Origin of the sequence: Streptomyces sp. f51, assembly GCF_037940415.1 — a bacterium.
In the GTDB taxonomy this organism is placed as follows: domain Bacteria; phylum Actinomycetota; class Actinomycetes; order Streptomycetales; family Streptomycetaceae; genus Streptomyces.
The window spans coordinates 972,680-994,688 of sequence record NZ_CP149798.1; the positions used below are offsets into that span (position 1 = coordinate 972,680).

At 71.4% G+C, this 22,009-nt stretch carries 20 protein-coding genes and 1 riboswitch; of the genes, 6 read left to right on the forward strand and 14 right to left on the reverse strand.

Going from position 1 to position 22,009, the window contains the following annotated elements; all coding sequences use genetic code 11:
- Positions 1 to 140: 140 nt before the first annotated feature.
- Together WJM95_RS04335 and WJM95_RS04340 are read right to left on the reverse strand one after the other, a co-directional pair.
- Positions 141 to 1,595: an amino acid permease gene (locus WJM95_RS04335; protein WP_339135345.1), complete on the reverse strand. Its 1,455-nt coding sequence runs from the start codon at positions 1,593 to 1,595 to the stop codon at positions 141 to 143.
- Between the two features lie 141 nt (positions 1,596 to 1,736).
- On the reverse strand, positions 1,737 to 2,693 hold the full coding sequence (locus tag WJM95_RS04340) for a hypothetical protein (protein ID WP_339128128.1): 957 nt from the start codon (positions 2,691 to 2,693) through the stop codon (positions 1,737 to 1,739).
- Positions 2,694 to 2,910: 217 nt separating this feature from the next.
- Here WJM95_RS04340 and WJM95_RS04345 point away from each other — a divergent pair, with 217 nt between their 5' ends.
- Both WJM95_RS04345 and WJM95_RS04350 read left to right on the forward strand, forming a co-directional pair.
- A complete protein-coding gene (locus tag WJM95_RS04345; RefSeq protein WP_339128129.1) occupies positions 2,911 to 3,579 on the forward strand; it encodes a hypothetical protein in 669 nt (222 codons plus the stop codon).
- A gap of 467 nt (positions 3,580 to 4,046) precedes the next feature.
- A complete protein-coding gene (locus WJM95_RS04350) occupies positions 4,047 to 5,912 on the forward strand; it encodes an AAA family ATPase (RefSeq protein ID WP_339128130.1) in 1,866 nt (621 codons plus the stop codon).
- Positions 5,913 to 5,985: 73 nt separating this feature from the next.
- Here the strand turns inward: WJM95_RS04350 and WJM95_RS04355 are convergent, their stop codons facing one another.
- From WJM95_RS04355 to WJM95_RS04400, 10 genes are all read right to left on the reverse strand, one after another.
- Positions 5,986 to 7,071, reverse strand: coding sequence for a hemolysin family protein (locus tag WJM95_RS04355; protein ID WP_339128131.1), 1,086 nt, complete (start codon positions 7,069 to 7,071; stop codon positions 5,986 to 5,988).
- Positions 7,068 to 8,399, reverse strand: a complete 1,332-nt coding sequence (locus tag WJM95_RS04360) for a hemolysin family protein (protein ID WP_339128132.1) — start codon at positions 8,397 to 8,399, stop codon at positions 7,068 to 7,070. The genes WJM95_RS04355 and WJM95_RS04360 overlap by 4 nt, the downstream gene beginning before the upstream one ends.
- Before the next feature lie 198 nt (positions 8,400 to 8,597).
- Complete coding sequence (locus WJM95_RS04365) at positions 8,598 to 9,065, reverse strand: PH domain-containing protein (RefSeq protein ID WP_339128133.1); 468 nt, start codon at positions 9,063 to 9,065, stop codon at positions 8,598 to 8,600.
- A gap of 14 nt (positions 9,066 to 9,079) precedes the next feature.
- Positions 9,080 to 9,937, reverse strand: a complete 858-nt coding sequence (hisG, locus tag WJM95_RS04370) for an ATP phosphoribosyltransferase (protein ID WP_339128134.1) — start codon at positions 9,935 to 9,937, stop codon at positions 9,080 to 9,082.
- A gap of 82 nt (positions 9,938 to 10,019) precedes the next feature.
- The gene (locus WJM95_RS04375; protein ID WP_030038616.1) at positions 10,020 to 10,292 is read right to left on the reverse strand and encodes a phosphoribosyl-ATP diphosphatase; all 273 of its coding nucleotides are present in this window, start codon (positions 10,290 to 10,292) and stop codon (positions 10,020 to 10,022) included.
- Between the two features lie 34 nt (positions 10,293 to 10,326).
- Positions 10,327 to 10,812 (reverse strand): 6,7-dimethyl-8-ribityllumazine synthase, encoded by a 486-nt coding sequence (gene ribH / locus WJM95_RS04380; protein ID WP_151468514.1) that lies wholly within the window; start codon positions 10,810 to 10,812, stop codon positions 10,327 to 10,329.
- Positions 10,813 to 11,020: 208 nt separating this feature from the next.
- Positions 11,021 to 12,352: a bifunctional 3,4-dihydroxy-2-butanone-4-phosphate synthase/GTP cyclohydrolase II gene (locus WJM95_RS04385; RefSeq protein WP_339128135.1), complete on the reverse strand. Its 1,332-nt coding sequence runs from the start codon at positions 12,350 to 12,352 to the stop codon at positions 11,021 to 11,023.
- Positions 12,349 to 12,984, reverse strand: a complete 636-nt coding sequence (locus tag WJM95_RS04390) for a nicotinamide mononucleotide transporter family protein (protein ID WP_339128136.1) — start codon at positions 12,982 to 12,984, stop codon at positions 12,349 to 12,351. Before WJM95_RS04390 ends, WJM95_RS04385 begins: the two co-directional genes overlap by 4 nt.
- Positions 12,981 to 13,616 (reverse strand): riboflavin synthase, encoded by a 636-nt coding sequence (locus WJM95_RS04395; protein WP_339128137.1) that lies wholly within the window; start codon positions 13,614 to 13,616, stop codon positions 12,981 to 12,983. The genes WJM95_RS04390 and WJM95_RS04395 overlap by 4 nt, the downstream gene beginning before the upstream one ends.
- A gap of 153 nt (positions 13,617 to 13,769) precedes the next feature.
- Positions 13,770 to 13,900: riboswitch (FMN riboswitch) on the reverse strand.
- A gap of 352 nt (positions 13,901 to 14,252) precedes the next feature.
- Positions 14,253 to 15,485 carry an ROK family transcriptional regulator gene (locus WJM95_RS04400; RefSeq protein ID WP_339128138.1) on the reverse strand — a complete coding sequence of 411 codons (1,233 nt, stop codon included), beginning with the start codon at positions 15,483 to 15,485 and terminating at the stop codon, positions 14,253 to 14,255.
- Between the two features lie 131 nt (positions 15,486 to 15,616).
- Here WJM95_RS04400 and WJM95_RS04405 point away from each other — a divergent pair, with 131 nt between their 5' ends.
- Positions 15,617 to 16,828 carry an MFS transporter gene (locus WJM95_RS04405; RefSeq protein WP_339128139.1) on the forward strand — a complete coding sequence of 404 codons (1,212 nt, stop codon included), beginning with the start codon at positions 15,617 to 15,619 and terminating at the stop codon, positions 16,826 to 16,828.
- Here the strand turns inward: WJM95_RS04405 and WJM95_RS04410 are convergent.
- Together WJM95_RS04410 and WJM95_RS04415 are read right to left on the reverse strand one after the other, a co-directional pair.
- Positions 16,788 to 17,246 (reverse strand): thioesterase family protein, encoded by a 459-nt coding sequence (locus WJM95_RS04410; RefSeq protein WP_339128140.1) that lies wholly within the window; start codon positions 17,244 to 17,246, stop codon positions 16,788 to 16,790. The genes WJM95_RS04405 and WJM95_RS04410 overlap by 41 nt on opposite strands.
- Before the next feature lie 101 nt (positions 17,247 to 17,347).
- Positions 17,348 to 18,688 carry an alginate lyase family protein gene (locus WJM95_RS04415; protein WP_339128141.1) on the reverse strand — a complete coding sequence of 447 codons (1,341 nt, stop codon included), beginning with the start codon at positions 18,686 to 18,688 and terminating at the stop codon, positions 17,348 to 17,350.
- Between the two features lie 121 nt (positions 18,689 to 18,809).
- Here WJM95_RS04415 and WJM95_RS04420 point away from each other — a divergent pair, with 121 nt between their 5' ends.
- The 3 genes from WJM95_RS04420 to WJM95_RS04430 all read left to right on the forward strand — a co-directional run bounded on the left by WJM95_RS04420 (position 18,810) and on the right by WJM95_RS04430 (position 22,005).
- Entirely contained in the window at positions 18,810 to 20,201 is a 1,392-nt protein-coding gene (locus WJM95_RS04420) for a solute carrier family 23 protein (protein WP_339128142.1), read from the forward strand.
- A 107-nt stretch (positions 20,202 to 20,308) separates the two neighbouring features.
- Positions 20,309 to 20,983: a DUF5995 family protein gene (locus WJM95_RS04425; RefSeq protein ID WP_339128143.1), complete on the forward strand. Its 675-nt coding sequence runs from the start codon at positions 20,309 to 20,311 to the stop codon at positions 20,981 to 20,983.
- Between the two features lie 92 nt (positions 20,984 to 21,075).
- Entirely contained in the window at positions 21,076 to 22,005 is a 930-nt protein-coding gene (locus WJM95_RS04430; protein WP_339128144.1) for an LLM class F420-dependent oxidoreductase, read from the forward strand.
- Positions 22,006 to 22,009: the final 4 nt, after the last annotated feature.

A 22,009-nucleotide genomic window follows, 5' to 3' on the forward strand; every position in this document is an offset into this window, starting at 1 on the left:
GTGCGCCAACTATGGACGCCGGAGGGCGACTTCTGCCAGCACTTCGGGCCGTGCCGCGCCCACCAATATTGGTCGGGACCACTGGCATGACCTGGGACGCCCCGGTCCCGGCGGGCACCGGGGCCGGGGCGTCCGGGTGATCAGACGAGGTCCATGGCGGCGACCTCGTCGGGACGGCCGTAGCTGACGGGACCCTGGAAGCGGCGGCGCGCGGTGGCGAACCACCACACCGTCGCGACGACCAGCACCACGGCCAGGGCGATCGAGGCGTAGTTGAAGTTGTCCCCGGTGATGGGCGAGACCTGGGGCAGCATGAAGAGCACGCTGCTGACGACGATCCAGGTCACGGCCACCCAGCCGACGGGCTTGCTCCAGCGGCCCAGGTTCCAGGGGCCGGGCTGGAAGTCGTCGCCGAGCCGCAGCCGCAGGAAGACCGGCACGGCGTAGGCGAGGAAGAGTCCGACGACGTTGACGCTGACGATGGCCGTGAAGGCGGTGTGCGACCACCATCCGGGCAGCACGAGGGCCAGGGAGCAGGCGACCGCCAGCCAGACGGCCTTGACGGGGGTACGGGTGCGCGGCGAGACGGAGTGCCACCAGCGCGAGCCCGGCATGGCGCCGTCCCGCGAGAAGGCGAAGATCTGCCGGGTGTTGCTGGTCAGGTTGGCCAGCCCGCAGAAGAGCATGGACCCGATCACGATGAGCAGGATGAACTTAGCCATGGTCATGCCAAGTCCGTCGATGAGGATCTGCACGGGCGGCGCCGAGGAGCTCGCGACCCGGTCGTAATCATGAATGCTGTACACAAGGGCGAGCATGAGGATGAGCCCGGTGATCGCCGAATAGCCGATCGAACGGGTGATCCCCTTCGGCGCGTTGACCGTGGCCCGCACCGTTTCCTCGGACATGTGGAAGCTGCCGTCGAAGCCCGTGAAGGTCCAGCTCGTGACGAGCAGGCCGAGCATCCCTCCGTAAATCCCGTTCGTGAAGCCGGTGTTGTTCGCGAAATGCGTGACGAACGAGGCCGACTGGTGGTCGTCCGGCATCACGATGAGTGTTCCCACGATCACCACGAGCCCGATCAGCAGCCACCACACGGAGATCCGGTTCAGCACGGCGACCAGCTGGACGGTGTAGGTATTGGCCAAACCCTGGAGCACGATGATCAGCGCCGTGATCAGGACCGTCTGCTCGGCCGTCGGCCGGTACGAGTCCCACTGAAGGGCCACGTAGGCCTGGATGAAGGTGGCGGCCGCGTATCCGGTGGCGGCCGTGCCGCCCACCTGACCCACGAAATTCAGCCAGCCCGTGTACCAGGACCAGGCACCCTTGTGCCGCTTGGCGAGCTTGCCCGCGGAGAAATACAGGGCGCCGCTGGTCGGATAGGCGGAGGCGACCTCGGCCATCGCGGCACCGATGAAGAGCACCATCACCGAGACGCCGATCCAGCCGAACACGAGAATGCGCGGGCCGCCCGCGTTCATTCCGAACCCGAAGGACGAGAAGATACCGGAAATGATATTGATGATGGTGAAGGAGATGGCGAAATTATCGAACGCCTGGAATCGACGGGTGAGTTTTCTCGGATATCCCATCGCATGAAGCGTCGCGTCGTCGTCGAAGGCGACGGAATCCTTTCCGGGGCCGTTTCTCAGGCCCGGGGCCGATATTCGCTCTGACACGGCTGACCTTTCTCTCGGGGGTGGTTCGGGACGTCGGGCGGGGAGGACCGGCGGTCAGCCGGCCCCCGGTACGGGCAGGCCGCAGGCGCGGCGGGCGCGGGAGAGCTGCTCCTCGGGTTCGCCGAACACGCTCCACGGCATCCGGCAGGCGTAGGGCCCCATGGCCATCAGCACCGCCCGGGCCTCGAACTCGCGCTGCGCCATGAAGAGCGCGTGCGCCAGGTACGCCAGGTCGAGCACGGGCGTGAAGCGGTATCCGGAGACCTCGGGCAGCCAGTTCTGGTAGATCGCGAGCGCCGTGGAACGCCACTGCGGCTGCTCCCAGGTGCGGTCGACCAGCAGTTGCGTGGGGTTGTAGCTCTCCACCAGGGCCACCAGCGGCAGCATCCGCAACGGGGAGGAGGCGGGGGCCCGCTGACTCAGGAAGGCGGCGACGTCCCAGGCGGCGTTCACGGAACCGCCGTACCGCGTGAAGAAGAACGCAAGGAACCGGTGATGACCCTCGCGGTTCCAGGGGTCGAGGCGCAGGACGTGCGAGAACAGGCGCCAGGGGCCCGGGGGCTGGGTCAGCAGCCCCTGCGGGGCGGCGTCACGCAGGTCGTGCAGCCGGGCCATGGACAGCCGCGCGACCCAGGGCGTGGGATCCGCCCGGTCCATCAGCGCGGCGCGGTCGCAGGCGGTGAGCGCGATGCGCTCCAGCGCCTCGGCCCGGTCGTCCTTGGCGTCGGCCGCGCGCAACGCCCGCAGCACGGCCACGCGGGCCCACATCAGGGCCGCCTCGGGCGTCCGTTCCTCGGCCAGCCAGCGTTCGGCGAGGTCGGAGTCGGCGGCCTCGGAGGCGAGCACGAGCGAACGATGGGCCCGTAATCCAAAGTCGGAGCGGGTCTCCGCGAGAGCTTCGTGGGCGCTCCGATAGCGGCCGGCTCTGACATCCACGCAGACGCTCGCGAGGGTGCGGTCGTCGGCCGCCGGATGCCACACGTACTGCCCCTCGAATAAACCCGCGGCCATCTTCCCCTGTCCATCCCCGTTTGATCCTCGCCGTTCCGCAACAGGAACCCTACTCAGCATCACCGAGTACCGGAACGCCCTATCCGAAATACCTGGTTCCGCGGGGTCGGGAATTTTCCGGACGGAACCTCCGAAGGTCTTGAGGATTGTTCAATGAATAGTTCAACGCGGCACCATCCTGAACCCGTGAGTCCGCTGTGGACCCCGCCTCGATAGAATGTTCGCCAGGACTGTGCCCCCCTCGCGCCTCACCCCGGGAATCCCCATTCACGACCTCGCCTCGCGGCTGCTCCGGCTGCCGCCCTCCTGCGGGCCCGTCCGCCTGATCGGGGTGGACGGCCACGCCGGCTCCGGAAAGACCACGTTCGCCGGGCGACTGGCGACGGCACTGGGCGGCGCCCCCGTACTGCACCTCGACGACATCGCCACCCACGAGGAGCTCTTCGGCTGGACCGGGCGCCTGCTGAGCTCGGTGATCGAGCCGCTGGAGCGCGGCGAGACCGCCCGCTACGCCCCCTACGACTGGACCGCCCGGGAGTTCGGGCCGGTCCGCGAGCTGCCGGCCGCACCCGTGGTGATCGTCGAGGGCGTCGGCGCGGGACGCCGGGCGCTGCGGCCCCGGCTCGCGCGGCTCCTGTGGATGGAACTGCCGTACGAGCAGGCCTGGGAGCGGGGACGGCGACGGGACGGGCGGGCCCAGAGCGACTTCTGGGACGGGTGGGTCCGCGCCGAGCGCCGGCACTTCGCCGAGGACCCCTCACAGCCGTTCGCACACCAACTGGTACGGCAGTGTCCCGAGGGGTACGAGGTGCGGGAGGGGCCCGCTGAGGCGCCTGGACCGGACCAGTTCATCACGCACCGTGATGGACCATCCGCAGCGTGCTGAAGTTGTGAAGACCCACTCCGCGGAAGTTGCCTGAGTACCCCAACTCTGCTTGACCAGGGGGCCGTACAGGTCTTACGTTCTGAAGCAGCGGCCCTTCGGGAGCCGCCCGCAGTCGCGAAGCCCCCGGTTGTTCCCCCGTGATCGGGGGCTTCGTTCTGCCCACACCCCCTCTTTCCGGACACCCCACGGCGTGACGCGCTCACCCTGGGTCACCGTTCCCGGCCTGCCCTGTCCGCTCCCACCTCGTGGAACGGGCCGTGCGGCACCCTTCGGCAGGCCCCTCCCCCGCAGGTACCATGCCTCTCGGTGCGACTTTCGGACGGCTGCTCTGCCGCACCGCTTCAACTCCCGTCCGCGGCACAGTCGTTCGACCAGAGCTGCCGACGGGCACCGGCCCGGCGGCAAGGGGATGTCCTGATCCGCGAGGCACTCCCCGACCATCGGGGGCACGGTTTGTGGGGGACGTGATGGACTTCGGCACGCAGGGTCCCGAGGCCCCGGCCGACCTCGCCTGGCTGCGGGGTGTGGACGCCTACACGATGGGCGCCTACCCGCAGGCGGAGGAGGAGTTCCGCGCCGCGGTCCGGATGGACCCCGGTATGGCGGACGGCTGGCTCGGGCTGCACGCGCTACGGGTGGACACGACGACCGCGCTGCTGCGCATGTTCCGGCACCGGGACCGCTTCGGCGAGCAGCGCTCCCGTCACCGGCGCACCCTCAACTCCTGGTACTGGCTGGGCTGGTGGGTCCAGCCCGTGCTGGAGAGTCCGCGCGACCTGCTGCTCGCGCACGCCTCGCACTGGCTCGACGGACGTCACGTCCCCGAACTGGACCGGGCGTTGGCCGGACTGCCGCCGGTCGACGCGGACCACCAGGTGCGGTTCCTGCACGCGTGCCGCGCCTATCTGGTCAAGGACTGGGAGCAGTTGGTGCGGCACACCGATCCGCTGATCAACGACCCCATGCTCGGCATCGAGGCCGGTCTGTTCGGCGGCATGGCCCGGGTCCGGCTGGAGATGTACGGACAGGCCGAGCCGCTGCTGTCGTCCGCGCTGATGCGCTGCCGCAGCGAACAGCCGCAGCGCAAGGAGCTGCGGTACTGGCTGGCCCGCGCCCACGAGGGCACCGGACGCTCCGCGGCGGCACTGCCCCTGTACCGCGCGGTGCACCGGGTCGACCCCTCCTTCATGGACACCTCGGCGCGGCTCGCGGCCATCGCCGAGGGGGACGGGTACGACGACGCCGCGGCCGACCTCGCGGCGATCACGCTCGCCGGGATCGGGCAGGACGTGCTGGAGGGCCCGGACGGCATGGACGCGCTGTTCGGCACCGAGGGACGCGATCTGAGGCTTCCCGATCCCGACCCGTCGCCGCCCGGCGGGCTGCCTCCCCAGGCGGACGGCTTCCGGGAGAAGGCCGCGATGCCGGTGCAGCCGATGCCCCCGGGACCGACCGACCCGGCCCTGCTGGACGAGGCACTCGCCGAGCTGGAGCGCATGGTGGGCCTGGAGCCGGTGAAACGTCAGGTCAAGGCGTTGTCGGCGCAGCTGAACATGGCGCGGCTGCGCACCGGGCAGGGCCTGCCGGTGCAGCCTCCGAAACGGCACTTCGTCTTCTCGGGACCCTCAGGCACCGGCAAGACCACGGTGGCACGCATTCTCGGCCGGGTCTTCTACGCGCTCGGGCTGCTCGGCGGGGACCATCTGGTCGAGGCCCAGCGGTCCGATCTGGTCGGCGAGTACCTCGGCCAGACGGCCGTGAAGGCCAACGAGCTGATCGACTCGGCGATCGGGGGCGTCCTGTTCGTCGACGAGGCGTACTCCCTGTCCAACTCCGGCTACGGCAAGGGCGACGCGTACGGCGACGAGGCCCTTCAGGTGCTGCTGAAGCGGGCCGAGGACAACCGGGACCATCTGGTGGTGATCCTCGCCGGCTACCCCGAGGGCATGGACCGGCTCCTCGCCGCCAACCCCGGCCTCTCCTCGCGCTTCACCAGCCGCGTGGACTTCCCCTCGTACCGCCCGCTCGAACTGACCTCCATCGGTGAGGTGCTGGCCGCCGAGAACGGCGACATCTGGGACGAGGAGGCGCTGGACGAGCTGCGCTCGATCGCCGGGCACGTCGTCGACCAGGGCTGGATCGACGAGCTCGGCAACGGCCGGTTCCTGCGCACCCTGTACGAGAAGAGCTGCGCGTACCGCGATCTGCGGCTGTCGGGATACCCCGGCACACCCTCGCGCGACGATCTGTCGACCCTGCGTCTGCCCGACCTCATGCAGGCGTACGGAGAGGTCCTCTCGGGCCGGGGCCCGCAGGACCCGTCCGCGATGTGAGCGGGCCCCGGCGCCGGGGCCGTACGACCGTCACCGGATCGCACGGCCCCGGGACCGGGGCCCGTCCTCGCGGTCAGCTCGCCAGCGCCTCCTCGGCCTGGCTGGGTCGCGGCTCCGCGACCCGGACCGGCGCGACGAGGCGGTGCGCCGGGTCCCGTACCTCGCCGACCAGCAGTTCCAGTACGTCCTCCAGCGCCACCAGGCCGAGGACCTTGCCGGAGGCGTCGGCGACCTGGGCGAGGTGGGTGGCGGCACGGCGCATCACGGTGAGGGCGTCGTCCAGCGGGAGTTCGGACCGCAGGGTCGTCATCGGCCGCCACATCTGCTGCGGGACCGCACGCTCGGACTCCTCCAGGTCGAGGACGTCCTTCACATGGAGGTAGCAGCCCATGAAGGCGCCGTTCTCCGCGACCACCGGGAACCGCGAGTACCCGGTGCGCGCGGTGAGCGCGACGACCTGGCCCGGGGTGACCGAGGGATCGACGGTGACGAGCGAGGCGCCGTCCAGCAGGACATCGGTGACGGGGCGGGAGCCGAGTTCCAGGGCGTCCTCCAGACGCTCCTGCTCCTCGGGGTCGAGCAGTCCCGCCTGTCCGGAGTCCTCGACCAGCCGGTTGAGCTGCTCGCTGGTGAACACCGCCTCGACCTCGTCCTTGGGCTCGACCCGGAACAGCCTGAGGATCAGCGCCGCGCAGGCGCCGAGGCCCACCGTGACGGGACGGCACACCCGGGCGAAGGCGACCAGGCCGGGACTCAGCCACAGGGCCGTCTTCTCGGGCGCGGCCATCGCCAGGTTCTTCGGGACCATCTCGCCGATGACGAGGTGGAAGAAGACGACGAAGGCGAGCGCGATCACATAGCCGAGGGGGTGGATGACCCCCTCGGGCAGCCGGACGGCCTCGAAGAGCGGTTCCAGCAGCCGGGCGACCGTGGGCTCCGCGACCGCGCCGAGGGTCAGCGAGCACATGGTGATGCCGAACTGGGCCGCCGCCATCATCTGCGGCAGGCGCTCCAGGCCGTAGAGGACCTGGCGGGAGCGGGCGGTGCCGAGCGGTTCGATCTGGCTGCGCCGAACGGACACGAGGGCGAACTCGGCGCCGACGAAGAATCCGTTGGCGAGCACCAGCAGGGCCGCGAACAGCAGTTGGAGCAGGCTCATCGGACGGCCTCCGGGGCGAGCGCGGTCCGCACCAGGCGGACGCGTTCGGCACGGTAGTGACCGACCTGCCGCACCACGAGCCGCCAGCCCGGGAGCTCGGCCTTGTCACCCGGGGCCGGGATCCGGCCGAGCAGGTCGGCGACGAGGCCCGCGACGGTCTCGTACGGCCCCTCGGGCACGTCGAGGCCTATGCGCTGGAGGATGTCGACGCGGCAGCTTCCGTCCGCGTCCCAGGCGGGCCTGCCGTCCTCGGGGGGAGCGGCGGCGAGCTCGGGCTGTTCGCCCTGGACGTCGTCGTGCTCGTCGCGGACCTCGCCGACGAGTTCCTCGACGATGTCCTCCAGGGTGACCACGCCGGCCGTGCCGCCGTACTCGTCGACGACGACGGCGATCGGCTGCTCGGAGCGCAGCCGCTCCAGGAGGGGCTGTACGGGCAGCGTCTCCGGGACGAGCAGCGGGGCCTGCGCTATCCGGCCGACGGGGGTGCGCAGGCGGTCGTGCGAGGGGATCGCGAGGGCGTCCTTGAGGTGCACCATGCCGACGATCTCGTCGATCCGTTCCCGGTAGACGGGGAAGCGGGACAGACCGGTGGCGCGGGTGAGGTTCACCACGTCCTCGGCGGTGGCCGACGACTGGAGGGCGCTGACCCGCACCCGAGGCGTCATGACGTGCTGCGCGGTGAGGTCGGCCAGGGACATCGTGCGGACGAAGAGGTCCGCCGTGTCCTGCTCCAGCGCGCCGGCGCGGGCCGAGTGACGGGCGAGGGAGACGAGTTCGCCGGGGGTGCGGGCGGAGGCCAGTTCCTCGGCGGGTTCCACGCCCAGCGCGCGGACGAGCCGGTTGGCGACCGTGTTCAGCGCGGCGATCACCGGCCGGAACAGCCGGGAGAAGACGTGCTGCGGGCCGGCGACGAAGCGGGCCACCTGGAGCGGCTTGGACACCGCCCAGTTCTTGGGCACGAGTTCACCGACCACCATCTGCACGGCCGAGGCCAGCAGCATGCCGGTCACCACGGCCACGCCGGGCACCGCGCCCTCGGGCAGTCCGAGCGCCCTGAACGGGCCGCCCAAAAGCTGGGCCAGGGCCGGTTCGGCGAGCATGCCGACGACGAGGGAGGTGATGGTGATGCCGAGCTGGGTGCCGGAGAGCTGGAAGGACAGCTCCTTGAGCGACTCGACGACCGTGCCGGCGCGTTTGTCGCCCTCGGCCGCGGCCTTCTCGGCGTCGGGGCGCTCCACGGTGACGAGGCCGAACTCGGCGGCCACGAAGAAGCCGTTGGCGAGAATCAGCAGGAACGCCGCGCCAAGGAGCAACAGGGGGATGGTCATGCCGCCGCCTCGCTATGTCGGAAGGGGGCGGCGCAGGTACTACAGGACGATCCGTCCATCGCTGGAGGGAGTCACTCCTCGGGTAGCAGGGGGCCTCTGAGGGCGGGAGCACATCAAAGGCGGAGGCGCGATGAAAAACGCCTCCGCCGACAGATTAATCAAGACATGGGCACTCAGGGCAGGGTGGAGGGCCGAGAGTCAGCCCCGATGTTCGTCCCGGTGCCCGTCCGGCTCCGGGATCGCGCGGGCCGAGGCCAGGGCGCGCAGGGCACGGGCGTCCTCGATGGCGCGCTGCCGGGCGATGCCCGGCTGGATGCCGAGCACCGGCAGGCTGGTGCCGTCGCTGAGGTCGAGGAACACCCAGGGGTCGCCGGGACGCAGGTTGACCTGGACGATCTCCGCCCAGTCCAGGTGCCGCCGGCTCGCGATGTTGACGACGGTGACACCGCTCTCGTCGGCGACCACCTTGGGCCGCGAGAGCAGCACGAGCACGCCGAAGAGGAGCGCGGCGGTGAAGATGAAGCTCGCCCGCTCCCCCGGACCGAGCTGCTCCAGAAGCATGGCGACCGTGGTGATGACCACAAGGATCGACGCGCCCGCGGTGAGCAGTACGGCCCGGGTCCGGGAGGGGCGGAAGGTTATGGGGAGGGCTGGAAGGTCCGACATGTCCGTTGATCCCGTCAGAGCCGGCAGGCGTGGATGGCCGTGGTCAGGATGGCCCGCGCGCCGAGCTCGTACAGGTCGTCCATGATCCGCTGGGCCTCCTTGGAGGGGACCATGGCGCGGACGGCGACCCAGCCCTCGTTGTGCAGCGGCGAGATGGTCGGCGACTCCAGACCGGGGGTGAGCGCGACGGCCTTCTCCAGGTGCTCGGCGCGGCAGTCGTAGTCCATCATCACGTACGTCCGGGCGACCAGCACGCCCTGGAGGCGGCGCAGGAACTGCTGCACCTTGGGCTCGGCGTCCTCGGTGGGGCCGGCGCCGACGCGGCGGATGACGACGGCCTCGGACTTCATGATCGGCTCGCCGAAGATCTCCAGGCCGGCGTTGCGCAGCGAGGTGCCCGTCTCGACGACGTCCGCGATGACCTCGGCGACACCGAGTTCGATGGCGGTCTCGACGGCGCCGTCGAGGTGCACGACGGAGGCGTCGATGCCGTGGTCGGCGAGGTGGCCCGCGACGATGCCCTCGTACGAGGTGGCGATCGTCCTGCCCTTCAGGTCCGCGATGCCGTTCGCGGTACCCGGCTTGGCGGCGAAGCGGAAGGTGGAGCGGGCGAAGCCGAGCGGGAGGATCTCCTCGGCGTGGGCCCCGGAGTCGACCAGCAGGTCGCGGCCGGTGATGCCGATGTCGAGGCGGCCGGAGGAGACGTAGATCGCGATGTCGCGGGGGCGGAGGTAGAAGAACTCGACCTCGTTGTTCGGGTCGACGATCCGCAGTTCCTTGGACTCCCGGCGCTGCTGGTAGCCGGCCTCATGCAGCATGTCCGCCGCAGGTCCTGAGAGGGAACCCTTGTTGGGGACGGCGATGCGCAGCATGAGGTCGGCTTCCTTTGCTCGGTAGTGGTGTTCGGGGTGGGTGGGGCGGACGGGCTCGGTGGGGTGCCGCGGTGAGCGGTCCCTACAGATGCGCGTACACGTCGTCGAGGGAGATCCCGCGCGCGACCATCATCACCTGGACGTGGTAGAGCAGCTGGGAGATCTCCTCGGCGGCGGCGTCCTTGCCCTCGTACTCGGCGGCCATCCAGACCTCCGCGGCCTCTTCGACGACCTTCTTGCCGATGGCATGAACGCCCTTGCCGACGAGTTCCGCGGTGCGTGAGGTGGCGGGATCGCCCGTGGCGGCCTTGTGCTGGAGCTCGGTGAAGAGCTCCTCGAACGTCTTATTGGACATGGTGGTCCTCACCCTACGCGCTCGGGGCCGTACCTCAGTGCCAGGGTTCAGATACTGAGCGGAGGGTGGCCGCGGTCGCCACGGCGGCCGTCACCGCCTCGTGGCCCTTGTCCTCGTTGGAGCCCTCGATGCCCGCGCGGTCCAGGGCCTGCTCCTCCGTGTCGCAGGTCAGTACACCGAAGCCGATGGGGACGCCGGTGTCGATGGAGACCTGGGTGAGTCCCTGGGTGACGCCCTGGCACACATACTCGAAGTGGGGCGTTCCACCGCGGATGACGACGCCGAGCGCGACGATCGCGTCGTAGCCGCGGCCCGCGAGGACCTTGGCGGCGACCGGCAGTTCGAAGCTGCCGGGGACCCGCAACAGGGTCGGCTCGTCGATCCCGAGCTCGCGCAGGGCGCGCAGCGCGCCGTCGACGAGACCGTCCATCACCTTGTCGTGCCACTGTGCCGCGATGACCGCGACCCGCAGGTCGCCGCAGTTGCGTACGGACAGTTCAGGTGCACCCTTGCCGCTCACGTCTCTCCTTCAGTCCCGCTGTGCCGTGTTGCCGATAGTGCCGCGCCACGGGCGCCATGCCGCCCGCGGTCGGTGTCGTGCTGTCGTGCTGTCGTGCTGTCGTGCTGTCGTGCTGTCGTGCTGTCGTGCTGTCGTGCTGTCGTGCTGTCGTGCTGTCGTGCTGTCGTGCCGATGGTGCCGGGCCCGCGGAGGGGCCCGTCCTACGGGGTCACTGGCTGCCGCAGGCCGAGACCGTGACCGAGTCGAGCCAGGGCAGGTCGTGGCCCATGCGGTCCCGCTTGGTCCGCAGGTAGCTCAGATTGTGCTCGCCCGCCTGTACGGGCATCGGCTCGCGTGCGCTGACCCGCAGGCCGTGGCGGACGAGCGCGTCGGTCTTGTCCGGGTTGTTGGTCATCAGCCGCAGGCTGCGGACGCCGAGGTCCTCCAGGATGCGGGCGCCCGCGCCGTAGTCCCGGGCGTCGGCCGGCAGGCCGAGTTCCAGGTTGGCGTCGAGGGTGTCCCTGCCGCGCTCCTGGAGCTCGTACGCGCGGAGCTTGGAGAGCAGGCCGATGCCGCGCCCCTCGTGGCCGCGCAGGTAGACCACGACGCCGCGCCCCTCGGCCTGGATGCGCTCCATGGACGTCTGGAGCTGCGGTCCGCAGTCGCAGCGGTGCGAGTGGAAGACGTCACCGGTGAGGCACTCGGAGTGGACGCGGACGAGAACGTCCTCGCCGTCGCCGATCTCCCCGTGGACGAGCGCGACGTGCTCGACGCCGTCGGTGGTGGAGCGGTAGCCGTAGGCGGTGAACTCGCCGAAGGCGGTGGGGAGATGAACCTCCGCCTCGCGCCGGACGGTGGGGGCCGCCGCCGCGGTGCCGGCCGCCGCGCCGCGTTCGGTGGAGCGGCGGTAGGCGATCAGGTCCTCGATGGAGATGATCGTCAGGCCGTGCTTGCGGGCGAAGGGGATGAGTTCGGGCAGCCGGAGCATCCGGCCGTCCTCGCCCGCGATCTCGACGATCGCTCCGGCCGGGCGCAGTCCCGCCAGCCGGGCCAGGTCGACGGCGGCCTCGGTGTGGCCGTTGCGGGCCAGCACGCCTCCGGGCCGGGCGCGCAGCGGGAAGATGTGGCCGGGGCGCACGAAGTCGTCCGCCTCCGAGCCGCCGTCCGCGAGGAGCCGCAGGGTGGCGGCGCGGTCGGCCGCCGAGATGCCGGTGGTGACCCCGTGGGCGGCGGACGCGTCCACCGACACCGTGAACGCGGTCTTCATCGACTCGGTGTTGTCGTCGACCATCTGCGGCAGCCGCAGCCGGTCGAGTTCGTCGCCCTCCATGGGCGCGCAGATCAGTCCGCGGCACTCGCTCATCATGAAGGCGACGATCTCGGGGGTCGCCATCTCGGCGGCGACGACGAGGTCTCCCTCGTTCTCCCGGTCCTCGTCGTCGACGACCACGATGGGACGGCCGGCCGCGATGTCGGCGATGGCCCGCTCGACGGGGTCGAGCGCGAAGTCCGAGGCATCCTGATCGTGCCCGGTGCTGTACCAAACCGGCGCCGTTGTCATGCCGGGGCTCCTTCCATGACGGGCTGCCCGGCCTCACGGGAGCGCAGCCACCAGTCGCGCATGCCCCACAGGACGAGCGCGCCGTACAGGACGTAGACGAAACCGGAGAAGGCGTAGCCGTTGGCGAAGTTGAGCGGGACGCCCACCACGTCGACGAGCAGCCAGGCGAACCAGAACTCGACCATGCCGCGGGCCTGCGCGTACATGGCGACGATCGTGCCGACGAAGATGTAGGCGTCGGGCCAGGGGTCCCAGGACAGCGTCGGGTACGCGTGGAAGAGGGCGCTGACGGCGAGGGTGCCGACGGCCGCGGCGCCCGCCATGTACGCGCGTTCGCGCCAGGTGGCGAACCGGACGGAGACGCGGCCGTCCTTGCCCTCGCCGCGGTTCCACTGCCACCAGCCCCACAGGGCGACGGCGATGACCACGACCTGCTTGCCCGCGCTGCCGGTGAGGTGGCCGAAGAAGGCGGCGAAGAGGACCAGGCCGGACAGGAGCTGGACGGGCCAGCTCCACACGGAACGCCGCCAGCCGAGCGCGAGGGCGATCAGGCCGATCACGTTGCCGATCATGTCCGACCACATGATGTGCTGGCCGAACAGGACGAAGGCCTCGGAGTTGAGCCAGTTCACCGGCCGGCCTCCTGGGCACCGGGCAGACCGCCGGACTGCTCGCCGCGCGCGCCCAGCAGTCGCTCGACGTACTTGGCGATCACGTCGACCTCCAGGTTGACCGGGTCGCCGGGCTGCTTGTGGCCCAGGGTAGTCAGGTCGAGCGTGGTGGGGATGAGGCTGACGGTGAAGAAGTCGGGGCCCGCGTCGACCACGGTCAGGCTGATGCCGTCGACGGTGATGGAGCCCTTCTCGACGACGTAGCGCGAAAGGTCGGCGGGGAGCGAGATCTTGACGATCTCCCAGTTCTCGGACGGCTTGCGCTCGATGACCGCGCCGGTGCCGTCGACGTGTCCCTGCACGATGTGTCCGCCGAGGCGCTCGCCCACGGCCATCGGCCGTTCCAGGTTGACGCGGGAACCGACGGTGAGGGCCCCGAGGCTGGAGCGGTTCAGGGTCTCGGCCATGACGTCGGCGGTGAACTCGTCGCCCTCGTGCTCGACCACGGTGAGACAGACTCCGTTGACGGCGATGGAGTCGCCGTGCTGCGCGCCCTGCGTGACGACGGGGCCACGCAGCCGGAAACGCGAGGCGTCGTCGAGCATCTCGACGGCGGTGACCTCACCCAGCTCTTCGACGATTCCGGTGAACACTTCCCGGGTCCTCCTGCCTCATAGGGCACGGACTCCGGGGCTGTCGATGACGACAGAATGAGCGGACAGCGGCACACCGGGAGCGACGCCGAAAGGACACCCGTCCCGCAGGACGAGCAGCAACTGACGGCAGCGCGCACGAATGCCCGCCCGCCGCGCACTGCCTCCCATCCGGACTTTAACCGTCGGTCCAGGAATTCCACCTGGTCAACCGGCCGCTGGAAGCGACCGGGTCGCGGACTATAACCGCCGGTTCGGAATTACACCGACCCCGGAGTGCGCTGCTTCTGGTACATGGCCAGTGTGCCACGCCCGAACGAAGGTCATACGGCCGTATCCCTGTGGGGTGGCTCACAACGGCTCGCCATGGACTTCCGCGGACGGGCCCGGGGGCCAACCTCCTTGGCTCCGGGCGGCCTTGGAGCAGGTCACAGGTTTCCGCAACTGGTCCATACCTATTGACGCTCTGGTCTAGTCCTCTTAGTGTCCTCGATCAAGACTGCGTGATCATTCATTGCCGGTCCCCCCACGATCGACCCGGCGGCGGTGACGAAGGCCCTTGCCCCGCCGCCGGGTCTCCAACCGCCGGAGGCCGCCCGGGGCGGCGCCCGGCAGGCGTGACCCGGCGGACACGCCCTACCGCGACGGGGCGGGGGCGAACAGTTCGTCCTGGGCGCCGTCGCGCGCGGTCAGCAGCGCTCCCCGCAGCACCGCGCCTCCGCCCACCGTGGTCGCGCGCACCTCGGTCGGGAGCGGCGAGATACCGGCGAGCCGCCGCCCGACCCGGGCCGCGAGCGCCGCTCCGCCCGCCCGGCCGACCTCGCCGCCGAGGACCACGCAGCCGGGGTCGAGCACGGCACTGACGGAGGCCGCGCCGATCGCGAGGCGCTGGGCGAGGGCGTCGAGGAAACCGTCGGCCGCCGGGGAGCCGGGTACCGCCAGCGCCTGCCTCACCAGTGCCGCGGCATGCGGTTCGTGGCCCTCGGGCCGCGCGGAGACGCCGTGTTCCGCCGCCAGGTCCGCGATCGCCGCCGACCCGACCAGGGAGTGGAAACCGCCCCCGCAGTCGGTCGCCGAGGGCAGGCTCGTGGTGCCCGGCACCGGCAGGAAGCCGATCTCACCGGTGCCTCCCGAGGCGCCCCGGCGCAGGACGCCGTCGAGGACCACGGCGGCGCCGGTGCCGTGGCCGAGCCACAGCAGGACGAACGTGTCGCGGTCGCGGGCGACGCCTTCGCGCTGTTCGGCCAGGGCCGCGAGGTTGGTCTCGTTCTCGACGAGGACGCGGGCCTCGGGAAGCCGTTCCTGGAGTGCGGCGACCAGCCGCCGGTGCCACTCGGGCAGCCCCGTGGAGTCGCGGAGTTCACCGCTGACGGGGTCGATCAGACCGGGCGCCCCGATGCCGACGGTGTGCAGCCCGCCCCACCCCCCGGCGCGTTCCCGCGGGGCCGGCCCCCCGAGCGCGCGCGCCTCCTTCGCCACCCGCTCGACCAGCGCGACCGCCCGCTCCACCGCCGGTCCGGTACCGGCGCCCGCCCCGATGGGCGCGGACGCCTCGGCCAGGACCCGCCCGACCAGGTCGGAGACGACGACGGAGACCCCCTCCGTACGGACGTCCAGCGCAGCCAGGTGGGCGCGGTCCGCAACGATCCCGTAGACCCGGGCGTTGGGACCGCGCCGCTGCTCCCTCGATTCGCCGACGACGGTGACGAGACCGGAGGCGGTGAGGCGCTCCACGAGGTCGGCGACGGTCGGCCGGGACAGTCCGGTGAGCTGCTTCAGCCGCGTGGCCGTCAAGGGGCCTTCCTGCTGCAACAGCCGCAGGGCGAGCCGGTCGTTGATGGCCCGTGCGGTGCTCGGGGATGCGGGCATGGCGGGAATCCTCCCAGATCGGCGAGGCCACCGGGCGACCGGGCGGCGAGCGGGCATCTATTTATCAGGCAGGGTTCCTGATAGTTTACGGCGGCACACCGTGGAACCATCACCCGGGGAGGGGCCCGAGCATGAGTGGAGTGGTCTACGAACAGCGCGAGGTCAGGCGCGCCCGGTACGCCGTGGCGGCCGTGTTCGCCGTGCACGGAGCCGTCACCGGGTCCTTCGCGACCCGCGTGCCGTGGATCCAGGACCACGCGTCCGTCAGCGCGGGGCAGCTGGGCTTCGCCCTGGCCTTCACCGCGTTCGGCGCGTCCTGCTCGATGCCGCTGGCGGGCCGGATCACCCACCGCTTCGGCAGCCGTGCGGCACTGCGCGGGCTCATCGCCCTGTGGACGCTGGCCCTGGTCCTGCCCTCCCTGGCGTCGAACCTGCCGGTCCTGTGCCTCGCGATGTTCGTCTACGGCGCCACGGCGGGGATGGCGGACGTCGCCATGAACGCGATGGGCGTCGAGGTCGAGAACCGGCTCGACAAGTCGATCATGTCGGGGCTGCACGGCATGTGGAGCGCCGGCGCGCTGACCGGCGCGGCGGCCGGCACCATCGCCGCGCATCTGGGCGCGGACGCCCGGCTGCACCACGCCCTGGCAGCGGCGACCCTCACGCTCCTCGGTCTCGCCGCCTGCCAGTGGGTGCTCGACCTCCAGCCCACCGAGGACGAGGAACCGCCGCCGCGGTTCGCGCTGCCGCCCCGGTCGGCCCTGCTCATCGGCACGGTCGGCTTCTGCGCGGTCTTCGCGGAGGGCGCGAGCCTGGACTGGTCGGCGGTCTATCTGCGCGACCGGCTGGACAGTTCGGCCGCTCTCGCCGCGGCCTCGACCACCGGCTTCATGCTCACCATGGCGGTGGCCCGACTGGTCGGCGACACGGTGGTGAACCGTTTCGGCGCCGTGCGTACCGTGCGGGCGGGCGGTGTCCTGGCCGTCTTCGGCGGGCTGCTGATCGTCCTCGCGGGGAACGCCGCGGTGGCGATGACCGGCTTCGCGCTGCTCGGACTCGGTATCGCGGTCGTCGTCCCGCTCTGCTTCGCCGCGGCCGGGCGCAGCGGCCCCAACCCCAGTCAGGCCATCGCGGGCGTCGCGACCATCACGTACACCTCGGGGCTCGTCGCGCCGAGCCTGATCGGTTCGGTGGCGCAGGCGACCAACCTGATGGTGTCGTTCGCCCTGGTCACGGTGCTGGCGTTCGGACTGACCGCGCTCGCCGGTGTGCTGCGCGCCGGGGACCGCGCGCCCGCGAAGGTCACTCCCCCGAGCGCAGCAGTTCCCGGCCCACGACCCTGAAGCCCTCGCTCCACGGCGCCGGGCGCAGCGTCCCGGCGTCGAGCCGGACGAGCACCCGCGTCCCGTGGGCGTAGGTGACCGCGCCGTCGGGCGAGCAGAAGCGGAAGCCGTACGTGAGCCCGGTGGTCCCGAGCCGTTCCAGCCAGAGGTGGACGGCGTAGGCGCCGGGGCGGCTGACGGGGGCCTCGTAGGTGATCCGCAGTTCCTTGACGGCGTTGCACGAGTCGCCCGCCGCCTCCCAGTCGCCCTCGAAGCCGAAGCCGCGTTCGTTCCACAGCGCGGTCCAGGCGCGCTCGACCAGGACCGGGTAGCGGGCGTTGTGCAGGAGTCCGAGCGCGTCGAGGTCGTCGAAGTGGACCGTGACGGGCAGCAGCCTTCCGTACGGGAGGGCGGGGACGACGGGGGCTTCGGCGGTCACGGGCGGGGCTCCTGGGAGGTGCTGCGGCGCGCGGACGGCGGGCCTGGCTGAAACGACACCCCCATCCTAAGCAAACGCTCAGGAGCCCTGCCCGGGCGGGATCAGCCGACGATGGAGTCGAGCTGCTCGGCGGCCGGCCGCAGCTCCCACAGATCACCGCCGGGCGGTGCTTCGAGCCGCGGCACGGCGGCCCGCGCGGCCCGGTCCCCCGCGTCGGCCGCGGCACGCACCACGTCGCTCGCCGCGTAGCGGTGGAACTCCAGCTCGGGACCGCTCCACGGCTCGGCACCGGTCGCCGCGGGCAGCAGATGGTCGACGGCCCCGGACAGGCTCTGGCCCTCCGGCCCGCGGTAGGCCCACAGGTCGACGCCGACCTTCTCGCCGACGGCCGCGAGCCGGGTGTACGCGACCAGGTCGAAGGCCGAGTAGTGCCAGCTCCGGGTGCGGGCGAGCTCCTGGGGCTGGCTGCCGTCGGCGGCGATCTGCGGGTCGATCCGCAGGGCCCGCGCGGCGAGGACGGTCCGCCGGGCGAGGTCCTTCTCCCCGGTCGCGTACGCGAGGGCGGCGAGCTGCATGTCGTAGAAGGTGCCGTGGTTGTTGCGGGCGGCGGCCTCCTCCTTGCCGAAGGCGCTGTCCGTCAGCCAGTCGCGGTAGCCGGTGTTCCAGGCGAGCATCGCGGCCCGGTCGCGCCGTGACCAGCCGGGGGCGCCGGTGTCCAGGAGGGCGGTCGCGTCGAGGACGCTCGTCCAGGACTGCGAGAAGTCGATGATCCCGATGGCCCGGCCGTCGTACCTGCACGGGATGAACTGGCCGTGGTCCAGGTTCGGGTTCATCCGGGTGGCCGGGTCGAGGAACCAGGTGCGCAGGACCTGGGCGGCCTTCACGGCGTACCGCTTCTCGCCGGTGTAGTACCAGGCGAGGGCGAGGTCGTACGTCGAGTCGAACACCTTCTCCGCGTCCTGGCGGTCGGTGCCGGTGTCCACCTCGGGATTGCGCTGCCCGTCGCGCTGCACGTACGGGCAGCCCCAGGGGTTGTCCGCGGTGGCGGGCTTCGAGGGCCACCAGTAGGGAGCCTGGCTGAGATAGTCGTGAACATCCCCGCCGGGGGCGGGCCTCGGCTTGTCGACGACCGTCCAGGGTCCCTGGTCCAGCCAGTTGTCGGCGCGGGCCGTCAACTCCCGCAGTGTGCGGGCGAGTCGGCGGTCGCCGTGTTGCAGGCGGGCGCGGGTGCGGAGGAGCCGGGCGCCGTCGAGGACCACGGTCCGCGGCGCTCCGGGCGCGCTCCGGCCGGACACCGCAAGGGGGACCGCGGACGGGGCGCGCCCCGGCGCCGCGGGGCCCGGCCCGGACGCCGTGCGCGCCGATGCCGCAGGGGCGACGAGGGATGCGAGCGTGATGGCGGCCGTCACGGCCGCCAGACCCAGTCGTGATCGTGCACTCACAGAACACTCCGATCAGACATATGAACGATGTTCATGAGAAGGACCGTGCGAGCGTAGAGCGGCTGGTCGGACGTGACAATGGTCCGGACACATTCACATACGGAGAAGGTGGACTCTCGACATGGACCTGGGCGTGCGCTGGAAACTGCACGGCGACGGGCGGACTCCCGCCCCGGGAGCGGTCGTCCGCCCCGACGAACGCCTTTCCTGGCCCCGGACCTTCGGACTCGGCGCCCAGCACGTGGTGGCCATGTTCGGGGCGTCCTTCGTGGCACCCGTCCTGATGGGACTCGACCCCAACCTCGCGATCATGATGTCCGGTGTCGCGACGGTCGTCTTCCTGCTCGCCACCCGCGGCCGGGTGCCCAGCTATCTGGGCTGTTCGCTCTCCTTCGTGGGCGTCGCGGCCGTGATCCGCGCGCAGGGCGGCACCAGTTCCACGGTGACCGGCGCGTGCTTCGTGGTCGGCGTCGCCCTGTTCCTCGTGGGTCTGACCGTCCGGCGGTTCGGGGCGAGGATCATCCACGCCGCGATGCCGCCGATCGTGACCGGCGCGGTCGTCATGCTGATCGGCTTCAACCTGGCGCCGGTGACCGCGTCCACCTACTGGCCGCAGGACCAGTGGACGGCCCTGCTGACCATGCTGGTCACGGGCGCGGCGGTGGTGTGCCTGCGCGGATTCTGGTCACGCATCGCGATCTTCCTCGGCCTGGTCTTCGGCTACGCGATCTCCTGGGCCTTCGACCGGATCTTCGGCCGGATCCACTCGGCGGACGCGAGCGGCCAGGTCACCGACCACTGGCGGCTGAACCTCTCCGCGGTCGAGCACGCCGACTGGATCGGACTGCCGTCCTTCCACGGACCGACGTTCCAGTGGTCCGCGATCCTCGTCGCGCTGCCGGTGGTCATCGCGCTGGTCGCCGAGAACGCGGGGCACGTCAAGGCCGTCGGCGAGATGACCGGCGACCCGCTGGACGACGAACTGGGCACCGCGATCTCCGCGGACGGCGCCGCCTCCATGCTCTCCACCGCGGTCGGCGGCCCGCCCAACACCACCTACTCCGAGAACATCGGCGTGATGGCCGCGACCCGCGTCTACTCCACGGCCGCCTACTGGGCCGCCGCCGGCTTCGCCCTGCTCTTCGGGCTGTGCCCCAAGTTCGGCGCGGTGGTCGCGGCGATCCCCGGCGGTGTCCTCGGCGGCATCACCGTCATCCTCTACGGCATGATCGGGCTGCTCGGTGCCCAGATCTGGCTCAACGCCCGGGTGGACCTGCGCAATCCGCTGAACCTGGTGCCCGCCGCCGCCGGCATCATCATCGGCATCGGCGGGGTCTCCCTGAAGTTCACCGACCACTTCTCGCTGAACGGCATCGCGCTGGGCACCATCGTCGTGATCACCGGCTATCACGCGCTGCGGGCGATGGCCCCGCCCCACCTGAGGACCGAACCGCTGCTCGACGCGGGGACGTCGGCGTACGACGATCCGGGCGACCGGCCCGCCGGAGCGTAGCCGCGGTCCGCCGGGAAAGCCCCTGCCGCCCGGCCGCGTTCCCCCGTTCCGGGGAACCCCGCGGCCCGGCGGCGCGCCGTCGGGGCCGGGCCTGGGACGCTGCCGTCATGGCCAAGTCGGCACAGATCACCACCCCGGTTGACACGGTCGTCGCCCGGATGCGCGCCCTGGACGCGACGCTCCCCGCGCGCGACGGACTCGCGGTCTTCAACCGCGTCTACCTCACGGTCACCGAGGAGTTCGACCGCCGGCTGGACGCCGGGGTCTTCCCGGACGCGCGGGCCGCGACGGCCCTGGACGTCCGGTTCGCGGAGCGCTATCTGACGGTGGCCGAGGAGGGCCGGGCGCCCGCCTGCTGGCGCCCGCTGCTGCGCTTCCGCCGCCATCCGGGGGTACGTCCCCTCCAGTTCGCGCTCGCGGGCATCAACGCGCACATCGGGCACGACCTCGCGCTCGCCGTGTTGGACAGCTGCCGCACGCTCGACTGCGAACCGGCCGACCTGGAGGACGAGTTCGACCTGGTGGGCGATCTGCTCGTCTCGCTGGAGGAACGCGTCCGCGAGGAGCTGATGCCGGGCCCCGACCTGCTCCAGATCGCCGATCCGCTCACCCATCTGCTCGGCTCCTGGAGCCTGGAGCGGGCCCGCGAGGCGACCTGGGCGGCGGCCCGGACCCTGTGGGCGCTGCGCGGACTCCCGGACCTGGCCGAGGAGTTCGGCGACCGGCTCGACGCGGCGGTGGGCCTGGCCGGCCGGATGCTGCTCACTCCCCTGCCGGGCTGATCCCGCCACCCGGCGCGGTCCTCGCCGGAACATCCGTACGCCGCCTGTACGTTGACACGTCGGCACACCCCGATGCGAAGGAGTACACCGGTATGACGACGCGACTCGGCCTCGCCCTCCCGCAGATGCGGCAGTACGACCTCGGACGGGACGTACCCGACGTGGCACGCGCCGCCGAGGCGATCGGGTACGACAGCTTGTGGGTCTTCGAGCGGGCCCTGTTCCCCGACCCGCCGACCCAGGGGCTGTACGGCATCGAGGGACTGGCCTGGCCGGACGCCTACCGGGGCGTCGCCGACCCGCTGGTGACCCTGACGCTCGCGGCCGCGGCCACCGAGCGCGCCGAACTGGGCACCAGCGTGCTGGTCGCGCCGCTGCACACTCCCTTCCAGCTCGCCAAGGCCCTCGCCTCGCTCGACGCGGCCGCCGGAGGCCGGGTCGTGGCGGGCCTCGGCACGGGCTGGTCGCTCGACGAGTACGCGGCGGCCTCCGCGCGGCCCTTCGAGGAACGCGGTGACGCCCTGGACGAGGTGATCGCGGTGTGCCGCGCGGTGTGGGGTCCCGACCCGGTGGTCCACGACGGCACCCTCACCAGGATCGCCTCCGCCGTGGTCGGCCCCAAGCCGGCCCGGCCCATCCCGATCCTGCTCGCCGCCAACACGGGCAGGGCGCGGCGCAGGCTCGTCGACCACGCGGACGGCTGGATGCCGGTCGGCATGGGGGTCGAGCGACTGACGGCCCAGTGGCGGCAGTTGCAGGATCTGGCCGGTGAGCGCGGGCGCACCCGGCCACTGCGGACCGTGCTGCGCACCAACCTGGTCTACACGCCGAAGCCGTACGTGGGGGACGGCCGTCAGCCGTTCCAGGGGGCCGTCGACCAGATCGTGGCGGACCTGGTCGACCACGCCGGGATCGGCCTCGACGAGATCTTCCTCGATGTGCAGAGCCAGGTGCGGGACGCGGCCGAACTGAAGGACGTGGCGGCCGAGTTGTACGAGGCGGCGCGGGCGGCCGGGGTCTGACCCG

Coding starts and splice junctions, on each gene's coding strand:
- WJM95_RS04335 (WP_339135345.1), bottom strand. CDS start 1,595: ATGGGATATCCGAGAAAACTCACCCGTCGATTCCAGGCGTTCGATAAT.
- WJM95_RS04340 (WP_339128128.1), bottom strand. CDS start 2,693: ATGGCCGCGGGTTTATTCGAGGGGCAGTACGTGTGGCATCCGGCGGCC.
- WJM95_RS04345 (WP_339128129.1), top strand. CDS start 2,911: ATGTTCGCCAGGACTGTGCCCCCCTCGCGCCTCACCCCGGGAATCCCC.
- WJM95_RS04350 (WP_339128130.1), top strand. CDS start 4,047: ATGGACTTCGGCACGCAGGGTCCCGAGGCCCCGGCCGACCTCGCCTGG.
- WJM95_RS04355 (WP_339128131.1), bottom strand. CDS start 7,071: ATGAGCCTGCTCCAACTGCTGTTCGCGGCCCTGCTGGTGCTCGCCAAC.
- WJM95_RS04360 (WP_339128132.1), bottom strand. CDS start 8,399: ATGACCATCCCCCTGTTGCTCCTTGGCGCGGCGTTCCTGCTGATTCTC.
- WJM95_RS04365 (WP_339128133.1), bottom strand. CDS start 9,065: ATGTCGGACCTTCCAGCCCTCCCCATAACCTTCCGCCCCTCCCGGACC.
- hisG (WP_339128134.1), bottom strand. CDS start 9,937: ATGCTGCGCATCGCCGTCCCCAACAAGGGTTCCCTCTCAGGACCTGCG.
- WJM95_RS04375 (WP_030038616.1), bottom strand. CDS start 10,292: ATGTCCAATAAGACGTTCGAGGAGCTCTTCACCGAGCTCCAGCACAAG.
- WJM95_RS04385 (WP_339128135.1), bottom strand. CDS start 12,352: ATGACAACGGCGCCGGTTTGGTACAGCACCGGGCACGATCAGGATGCC.
- WJM95_RS04400 (WP_339128138.1), bottom strand. CDS start 15,485: ATGCCCGCATCCCCGAGCACCGCACGGGCCATCAACGACCGGCTCGCC.
- WJM95_RS04405 (WP_339128139.1), top strand. CDS start 15,617: ATGAGTGGAGTGGTCTACGAACAGCGCGAGGTCAGGCGCGCCCGGTAC.
- WJM95_RS04420 (WP_339128142.1), top strand. CDS start 18,810: ATGGACCTGGGCGTGCGCTGGAAACTGCACGGCGACGGGCGGACTCCC.
- WJM95_RS04425 (WP_339128143.1), top strand. CDS start 20,309: ATGGCCAAGTCGGCACAGATCACCACCCCGGTTGACACGGTCGTCGCC.
- WJM95_RS04430 (WP_339128144.1), top strand. CDS start 21,076: ATGACGACGCGACTCGGCCTCGCCCTCCCGCAGATGCGGCAGTACGAC.